Consider the following 8,283-nt stretch of genomic DNA (forward strand, 5'->3'; position numbering starts at 1 on the left):
TGGCGGAACGGCCACGTCACCGACCCCGAACTCCGCAAGGTCATCAAGCGAGCCTCCACCATCAAGCGGGCGAAGGTTGCCTGACCCGGCACTAGCCAGCACCGACTCCAAGGACGGGATTGTCTGGGTCCCACAGACTTAAGGCCTGCCGCAAGTCCCGCGCACTCACCACGGCCGAGGCCCTTCAGCTGGCAGAGCAACTAAGGCGGGACTGGAGGACCGAGCGCTACCGCACACCGGTGCTCGTCCTGGCCTTCGGCGGGCTCAGGTTCGGCGAGGCCACCGCGCTGCGCAGGTCCGACGTCCTGACCGGCGGCCGGCTGCTCGTCGAGCGCTCAGTCCGACGTGTCGGCGGACGGTGGGTGGTCGGCGAGCCCAAGGCGGACGCCGGACATCGCACCGTGCCCCTCTCCGCCGCCGTCGCGGCCGTACTGGAAAGGAGCACCTGGAAAAGCATGTCCCGGCTCCTCCGGACCCCTCCTGTTCAGCACCAGTTCCGGCGGCTACCTCGCGCGCAGCAACTGGAACTCGACTTCTCGCCGCGCCGCCGACGCCATCGGGCTGCCCGCACTCCGGCCCCACGAGCTCCGCCACACCGGCGCCACTCTGGCCGCGGCGACCGGCGCGACCACCAAGGAGCTGATGCGGCCGGCTGGGCCACTCCTCCCCCACCGCCCTGCTCTGCCAGCACGCCGCCGACGACCGCGACGCCGAAATCGCCCGCGCCCTCGACGCCATGCCGGGGGCAGCCACCGGGTCATCGGAGGAATACTCGGAGCAGCTCCACCGCGGCGTCGCGGGAAACCGTTCACAGGTTTCCCGCGACACCGTCTACGTTCGGGCGGTTCGCCGTGCCGCCTTGACTCTCGTCCTCCCGGCGAATGAGGGCCTCGATTAGACCCGGCGCGGGACAGTAGCGCCCGGTCAGTAAGCTGCCTGGCTGCGTCACGGGACCTCGGGCAGTCAGTGCCTGTTGTTGCGGCGCCCCAGATCGGCGAAGAGTGCATCCAGCGCGTCGGCGTTCGCCCATCCGTTGACCGCGATCTCTCCATCGGCGGCGACCCGGACCTCGACTCGGTCCGGGTGGCGGTCGAACGTGGCGAGCTGCTCCGCGTACCGGTCGGTCAACGCGCGCAGGCCCTGGTTCCGCGATCCAATCCACGGGCGCGACGTGTCGATCGAGTCGGCGAGGAACGGTCCGTCGGCAAGCAGGTCGGTGGCCTCCAGCAGCGCGCCGATGTCGGGGCGGCTTTCGGCCCACCGGCGCAGGTCGGCCCACTCGTACCCGGTGAACGTCATCACCGACAGCCCCGCCTGCCGCAGCCCGCGGGCCACCCGAGCGAGCGGAGCCGCCTGCTCGAAGGGCTCCCCGCCGAGCAGCGTGATGCCCTCCACCCCGTGCGTGGCGGCCGACTCAAGGAGCTCCCGGACCAGGTCGGTCACCTGCCGGTCGGAGCCGCCCCGCCGGGCCCACAGCTGCGGGTTGAAGCACCCGGGGCACCGGATCGAGCAGCCCTGCACCCAGAGGGCCGCTCGGAGCCCCGGCCCCTCGGCGTACGTGGCGGGCACGAACCGCGCCATCGACAGGACGGCGTCGTCCGCCTGGTCCGGCGGCGCGGTGGTGCGCCCCTCAGAAGTCGACAATCCGCCCACTCGCGTTCCGCGGCGGCGTCCTCGACGGGGGTGCGCTGCACTGCACCAGCTCGCGGATCCGGGCGTGCTCGTGGGGTGCCAGACCCGCGGCGTCCGCGAACTCCTGAACCGAGCCGAAGCCGCCGCGACCGGATCGGGCCTGGACCGCACGGTGGACCCGCTCCGGCGTCAGCCCGGGCAGCTGGGAGAGCTGCTGCTCCGACGCCGAGTTCACGTCCAGGCGCACCGGGGCCTGGGGACCGGCCCCGGGCATGGGGGGCTGGAACGGCTGCGGCATCGGCGGCAGGAAGCCCGCGTGCGTCATCGGCGGCGGGAACCCCGCCGACGGCGTCGGCGGCTGGAAGCCCTGTGGCCGCATCGGGAACGCCGGTGCGGGCGGGGGGCCGGCCTGGAACTGCGGCCCCGCGGCGTAGTACTGGTTCGGATCGACGCCGAGCGCGGCCAGCTCCGGGGCGGCGGCCTGCCCGGGACCCGGGCCCACCTGCTGCTGTGCGGCCGTCGCATACCAGGGCTGGGCGTTGGCCCGCCAGGTCAGCCAGGCCCGGTTGCTCAGGAACGCGTGCACCATCCCGGCGATCCAGAGGGCGACGATCGCGCCACCCGTCCACTCGTTGGACTCGCCGTCCGGACCCTCGGTGCCGTCGATGAAGTAGAACAGCACGGCCGCCGCCACGGCATAGAGGACGCCGGCGACGAGCCAGTCCGTGCGCCTCGCCTTCCGCCCGACGTAGAGGAACGACGCCCAGGTGATCATCCCCAGGCCGAGGACGGGCCCCAGGAGCCACAGGCTGTTACGCCAGCGCCAGGCACGACTGGCGAGCAGTTGCTGCGACCGGCCGTTCGTTCCGACGGAACGCGGATCAGTACTGCCGAAGCTCATTGCGGTCCTCCATGTCCTGCCGGGCAGCAGTCCTGCTGTAGTCGGCCGTGTATCCGCTGTCGACCGTGGTCGCCGCCAGCAGGTCCTCCAGGACCGCCACGTAGTCCAGGCAGGCGGAGCCGACGACCCCCTTGGTCTCGGCCGTCACCGTCCCGTCGGAGGCGATGCGCACGTGCAGTTGGACCTTCTCGGTCATGTCAGGCCCCCTGCTCGACGGTGAGGACGAGCGTCACCGAGGAGTCGTCCTCCACGGTCTCGGACTCCAGGCGCATCCCGGAGGCCGGAGCACGCTGGCGCAGCCGTTCCAGGACCGCGGCCTGGACGCGTCGCCCATACGCTGCGTCGATCGCGGCGACGAGTTCCCGTGCTCGCGCCTCGTCCACGTCACCGGCGAAATGCGCGCTCCAGATGCCGTCGACGCCGCGGTCGAAGCGTGCCGTGACATCTGCCCACTGGATCAGCAGGCTGTCCTGGGACGGAGCCCAGCCCACCGACGCCCCAGTGTCCTCGAGAGCACGGGCGAGCAGTCCGCCGTCCCGCATCCTCGTGCCCACCGAGCAGATGGTGGAGCCGTTCTCCGTCCTGCGGCTCATCCGGTCGTGGGCCGCGGTGACGGCGGCGACGGCCAGCGGCAGCAGTACCAGTGAGATGCTCATGCTCTTCCTCCTCCGGGATGTGCGGGTCGGTCAGAAGTCGACGAAGCGCCCACCGCGGGGGCCGGCCGGCGCGGGCACGCTCCCGCGAGGGTCCTGTGCGGCCGGCTCCGTCGACTGCGGAGGCGCTGCGACGGCGACCCCGTCGTCGGCGACGCTGGCGGCGACAGCCCGGACGTTGGCCCACGAGCGGACGGCCTGGATCTCCTCCGCCTGGGTCACCGAGAGCGGCACCATGTTGCGCACCGCCCGGAGGAGGTCGTCACCGGTCAGCGGACGACGCTCGGCGAAGGCGTCGAACAGACCCGCCGTGACCGCCTGCTCGATCTCGGCGCCCGAGTAGCCCTCGCTGACCCCGGCCAGCGCATCGATCAACGCTGCGTCCTTCTCGAGGCCAGCCCGGACCTCGTCGCTGCGGACCCGCTTGAGCAGCTGGATGCCCCAGATGTCGCAGCGCTCCGAGTAGGTGGGCAGGTCGACGAAGAAGATCTCGTCGAAGCGGCCCTTGCGCAGGAACTCCGGTGGCAGCCGGTCGATGTTGTTGGCGGTGGCGATCACGAACACCGGCCTCGACTTCTCCTGCATCCAGGTCAGGAAGGAGCCGAACACGCGGGACGACGTCCCGGAATCGCCTCCCCCGGCCACCCCGGCGAAGCCCTTCTCGATTTCGTCGATCCAGAGCACGCAGGGCGAGGCGGCCTCGGCCGTGGCGATCCCGGTGCGCATGTTCTGCTCGCTCGAGCCGACCAGGCCGGAGAACACCCGGCCGATGTCCATCCGCAGCAGCGGCAGCTGCCAGGCCGAGGCGATGGCCTTGGCCGTCAGCGACTTGCCGCAGCCCGGCACGCCGGTGATCAGCACGCCCTTGGGGGCGGGGAGGCCGTAGGCAGCCGCCTCGGCGAGCCATGACTCGTTGCGCTTGGCCAGCCAGCGCTTGAGGTTCTCCAGGCCGCCGACGTCCGCCAGCTCGACGTCTACCGGGACGAACTCGAGCAGGCCCGACTTGCGGATCGTCTGGCGCTTCTCCTCCAGCACGACCTCGACGTCGTCCGCGGTGAGGCGCCCGTCGTTGACCATCGCGCGGGCGAAGGCGTTCTCCGCCTCGCCCACCGTGAGCCCGAGGGCGGCCTTGGCCAGCTTCTCCTTGCCGCGGTCGTCCAGCTGGACCTCGATGCGCCCCCCGGCGGCGTTCGTGGCGATCATCCCGTCCAGGAGGTGGCGGATCTCCGGCTCACCGGGCAGCGGGAAGTCCAGCAGGGTCACGTCCTTCTCCAGCTCCGGCGGGATGCGCAGAAGCGGCGCCAGCACGATCAGCGTCCGCGGAACGGCGCCCGCCTTGAAGCTGCCCGCGACGTCCCGCAGCCGCCGGACAACGGCCGGGTCGGATGCCCGGTTGCCGTCGCCGAGGGACGAGTGCAGGTCCCGGAACACGAAGATCGCCGGCTCGTCAACCCGGGCGGCGGCGTCCAGCGCAGGAGCGGGGTCCCGGGTGCCCTGCGATGCCTTTCCCGCCGGCGGGACGAGACCCTCGGTGAGCGACCAGGTCCAGATGCCGCGCGGCGTGCGCAGCGCCGACGCCACCGACGCCACCTCCGCCAGCACCCGCTGCTCCTCGAAGGTCTCGACGTAGAGCAGGGGGAAGCGGGCCTTGAGCATCTGGTCGAGCGTCGAGCGGAAGGACGCGCTCACGGTGGGTCTCCTGTGCGGTTGAGCCGTCGCTGTAGTCCGGCCGTCGGGTGCTGTACTGCGCGGCCTTGGCTGCACGGTAGTTTCGGACAGTAGCGGCCGATAACCGTCCGGAGACGACGGCGATGGGTGTCTGGGCTTACGGCTCGCGTCAGGTGCCCCGCTCGCCCCACACCCCTCAGCGGCCGCAATGGCTCCGAGCCTCGGCGCGCTCCGCCGGCACTGAGCCGGCGCGGCGCCCGTCCAGGTACACCCCGACCGCTCCGGCGTACTCGCCGTGCTCGAGCAGCGCCGACTGCACGGTCACGATGTCGATGACCGGGGCCGCCTTCCGCAGTCGGTGTGCGACCTGAGCGAGCAGCGGCTGGCGGAAGGACGTGCCGGCGACGGGACGCCCGCCGTTGGATTCCGCGAGCGTGGGGACGGCTAGCCAGGTGGTCGGGACTGCAGCGGGTGCGCCGGGCGCCTCACCACTGAGGTCGGGGCCGGACTCGGCAGGTGCGACGTCGGGGGCGGCCCTGCGGAAACGGCTGAAGAACCTCATGCGCCCACTCTGCCGGAGCTGCGGGTGCAGCTAGGTCACGCAGGCCGGCGCCGTCGCCGGGCGGTTGCGTCCAGGGCGTCGGTCATCGCCCGAATCGAGTCGGCGCCGGGGTTGGTGTAGATCTCCAGCGAGCGCAGCGATGCGTGCCGGGACTTCGCGCGGATGGCGGCGACGGAGTGGCCGTCCTCGACGGCGTGCGAGATGCCCGCGTGGCGCAGCCGGTGGAGCGTGAAGGGCGGCCCGTCTGGATCCAGCCGTCGCCCGGCCTCGGCGAAGATCCGTTCGGCCTGCCGGTAGGACCGTCGCGCGTGGCCTGTGGCCGGGTCGACGTCGGCCGCCGGCATCGGCCTCGTGGGTCGGCGGGCGGCGAGGAACAGCGGGCCGCTGGTCCGGTCACCGATGACGCGGGGCAGCAGCCGGGCGGTGCCGGTGGCCCACCACACCGTCTCGACATCGCCGCCCTTGCCGTGCATCCGGCCGGCCACTTCAATGCCGTCGCGTAGCAGCTGGCGCCGACGAGACGCTGACGACACACACGGACTGCCGGGCCAAGTGTTGCTAGCTAGACAGCTAACGGATCGTTAGCTCTTGAGCTAGCGTTTCGCTGCATTTGGCGATTAGCTGCCCCCTTGGCTTGGAACGTGAACGGGGATAGTGATGGCGAATTCAGGGTGCGGAACTGTCGTTGGCGGATTGCTCATACTTGGCGTAATCGGCTCCATCTTCAATGGCTGCGATGATGACGACAGTGGCAGCAGCGGATCGGACGGAAGCGATAGTGGCGCCTACTACGCCTGTGAGGGGTTCGTTGAGGATCGCCTCAAGGCGCCCTCGAGTGCAGATTTTAGTGGCTACTTTGATAGTTACGTAATCCAAAGCGGGGATGAGTACACGGTCTCCGGTTACGTGGATGCCGAGAACAGTTTCGGAGCAATGCTCCGTTCGGAGTGGACATGCACAGTTCGCGACGGGGGCGACACCTGGTACCTGGAGTCGCTGACCGGACTGGACTAAGCGAACAGTTGGCAGCGGAGATATCTAAGCGGCGACAGGGCGGCGATTTTTCGTCCGACGTCGCGGTTCAAATGCTGCGCTTGGCGCACTTCTGCGAGCAGTAGCGCTCGCACGATCCCCGCAGCACCTCTGCATCTACGCGTGCCATGGAGATGCCGGTCGGAGCCACCGTGACCCGTGAACCCGAAGGCGCTATCCCCTGCCGTCGTGTGCCAGCGTTCGGCATGAACAGCTCCCGCGCCCTCACTGCCCGCATCGCCGCCCATGCCTCGTGGGCCGCCACCCCCGACCGGAAGGCGCGCACCGCCCCGGCCCGGACTGCGTTGGGCTCACGGAGATCGCTTCTGCGAGTCGGACATCGCCCGGCAACAGCGGCCGCCCGCCGACTCGCCCTTCCATGCTGAGGCAAGGCGGCTGAGCGTTCGTCGCCCCCAGCGGCTCAACGCCGGGCACGGACCGGTGACGGGCCGCTCTGCTCTCATGTCGCCTGCATAGCTTGCGTGCCCTTGAACAGGCGTGCGGCGACGTTCCCGGGGGGCGTCGGGGCGGACGGTGGGACAGGGCGGACACGCTGGCCGTGGCACTGGCCGCCGGCGCCGTCCTCCTCGTGGCGCTGAGCCTGGCGACGCGGGACTTGGCCTGCGCCAGAAGGCACCAGATCCCAAGGACGTCGCAGCGCCCTGGGGAGTCATGCCGCTGAGCTCGAGATTCGGGCGTTGAACTGCCGAAACGCCCGCTTCCGGTGATCCGCTGGCGGGCGCCTGATCGGCCCTGACCGCGGGGGCTCGTTGGCCCAAACGTTGGCTCATGGGGTGGCTCGGGTCACGGACGCGCGCCGGGCCGCGAGGGCGTCCAACGTCTTAGAGATCGTTTCAGAACGACGGCAGATGGCGGTAGCAGATCAGCGCGCATGCCAGCTGAAGTAGGCCGAGGTGGATGTCGGCTCGCCGTTCGTAGCGGGTGCGGAGCCGCTTGAAGGCGTGCAGCCAGGCGAAGCCGCGCTCGACCACCCAGCGGTGGCGGCCCAGTCCCGAGCCGTGGGCGACGCCGCGGCGAGCGATCCGCGGCGTGATGCCGCGCGTGCGCAGCTGGCGGCGGTAGATGTCGTGGTCGTAGCCCCGGTCGGCGAAGAGCTCCCGTGGCCGGCGGCGGGGCCGCCCGCGTCGTCCGCGGATCGGCGGGATGGCGTCGACCAGCGGAATCAGCTGAGTGACGTCGTTGCGGTTGCCGCCGGTGAGGCTGACCGCCAGCGGGATGCCGCCGGCGTCGCAGATCAGGTGGTGCTTGGAGCCTGGACGCCCGCGATCGACCGGCGAGGGCCCGACCTGGGCCCCCCCTTGAGGGCGCGCACGTGCGAGCCGTCGACCGCGCAGCGGTCCAGGTCCAGCTCGCCGTGGGCGCGCAGCTGGTCCAGCAGCAGTTCGTGCAGCGCGGGCCAGACGCCGGCCTCGGTCCAGTCGCGCAGCCGCCGCCAGCAGGTCACGCCGGAGCAGCCGACCAGGGGCGTGGGCAGCTGGTTCCAGTTGATCCCGGTCTTGAGGACGAACACGATCCCGGCCAGCGCGGCGCGGTCCTCGACCGGCCGGCGGCCCGGATAGCGGTAGCGACGTGGCTTGGGCGGTGGCAGCAGCGGAGCGATCCGCTCCCACAGCCCGTCAGGAACGAGCTCCTCGATCACCCACATCAGGCTGCTCAGGACCCGCGCGAGCCCCCGGCTGCCACGCCGGAGTCATTCAGAAACGATCTCTTAGCAGGCGTCTAGTGCCGCGGCTGCCAACCTTCGCCCGTTGCGTGGGCGAGGGGGTCCCGGCTGAGCGTTGAGGCTGTCACCGTCGTCTTGCCTGATCCTGACT

General features: G+C 70.9%; 8 protein-coding genes. All 8 read right to left on the bottom strand.

The window, feature by feature from the left end; translation table 11 throughout:
• Positions 1–963 precede the first annotated feature (963 nt).
• A complete protein-coding gene (locus CHB94_RS23955) occupies positions 964–1,644 on the bottom strand; it encodes a 4Fe-4S single cluster domain-containing protein (protein ID WP_217899496.1) in 681 nt (226 codons plus the stop codon).
• A complete protein-coding gene (locus CHB94_RS23960; RefSeq protein WP_089339056.1) occupies positions 1,631–2,533 on the bottom strand; it encodes a ComEA family DNA-binding protein in 903 nt (300 codons plus the stop codon). Before CHB94_RS23960 ends, CHB94_RS23955 begins: the two co-directional genes overlap by 14 nt.
• Positions 2,514–2,729 carry a DUF2997 domain-containing protein gene (locus CHB94_RS23965; RefSeq protein WP_089339057.1) on the bottom strand — a complete coding sequence of 72 codons (216 nt, stop codon included), beginning with the start codon at positions 2,727–2,729 and terminating at the stop codon, positions 2,514–2,516. The genes CHB94_RS23960 and CHB94_RS23965 overlap by 20 nt, the downstream gene beginning before the upstream one ends.
• Position 2,730: 1 nt before the next feature.
• Positions 2,731–3,189, bottom strand: coding sequence for a hypothetical protein (locus CHB94_RS23970; protein ID WP_089339058.1), 459 nt, complete (start codon positions 3,187–3,189; stop codon positions 2,731–2,733).
• 30 nt (positions 3,190–3,219) lie between these two features.
• Positions 3,220–4,875 carry a Ycf46 family AAA ATPase gene (locus CHB94_RS23975; RefSeq protein ID WP_089339059.1) on the bottom strand — a complete coding sequence of 552 codons (1,656 nt, stop codon included), beginning with the start codon at positions 4,873–4,875 and terminating at the stop codon, positions 3,220–3,222.
• Between the two features lie 175 nt (positions 4,876–5,050).
• Complete coding sequence (locus CHB94_RS23980) at positions 5,051–5,416, bottom strand: hypothetical protein (protein WP_089339060.1); 366 nt, start codon at positions 5,414–5,416, stop codon at positions 5,051–5,053.
• Between the two features lie 35 nt (positions 5,417–5,451).
• A complete protein-coding gene (locus CHB94_RS23985; RefSeq protein WP_089339061.1) occupies positions 5,452–5,901 on the bottom strand; it encodes a site-specific integrase in 450 nt (149 codons plus the stop codon).
• 1,401 nt (positions 5,902–7,302) lie between these two features.
• Positions 7,303–8,108 (bottom strand): IS5 family transposase gene (locus tag CHB94_RS23990; protein WP_089339063.1). Its coding sequence is split into 2 segments (ribosomal slippage): positions 7,303–7,766 and positions 7,766–8,108, totalling 807 coding nucleotides; the frame shifts between segments, so codons are not numbered across the junction.
• Positions 8,109–8,283: the final 175 nt, after the last annotated feature.

Source organism: Blastococcus mobilis (genome assembly GCF_900188025.1).
In the GTDB taxonomy this organism is placed as follows: domain Bacteria; phylum Actinomycetota; class Actinomycetes; order Mycobacteriales; family Geodermatophilaceae; genus Blastococcus_B; species Blastococcus_B mobilis.

Coding starts and splice junctions, on each gene's coding strand:
- CHB94_RS23960 (WP_089339056.1), bottom strand. CDS start 2,533: ATGAGCTTCGGCAGTACTGATCCGCGTTCCGTCGGAACGAACGGCCGG.
- CHB94_RS23965 (WP_089339057.1), bottom strand. CDS start 2,729: ATGACCGAGAAGGTCCAACTGCACGTGCGCATCGCCTCCGACGGGACG.
- CHB94_RS23970 (WP_089339058.1), bottom strand. CDS start 3,189: ATGAGCATCTCACTGGTACTGCTGCCGCTGGCCGTCGCCGCCGTCACC.
- CHB94_RS23980 (WP_089339060.1), bottom strand. CDS start 5,416: ATGAGGTTCTTCAGCCGTTTCCGCAGGGCCGCCCCCGACGTCGCACCT.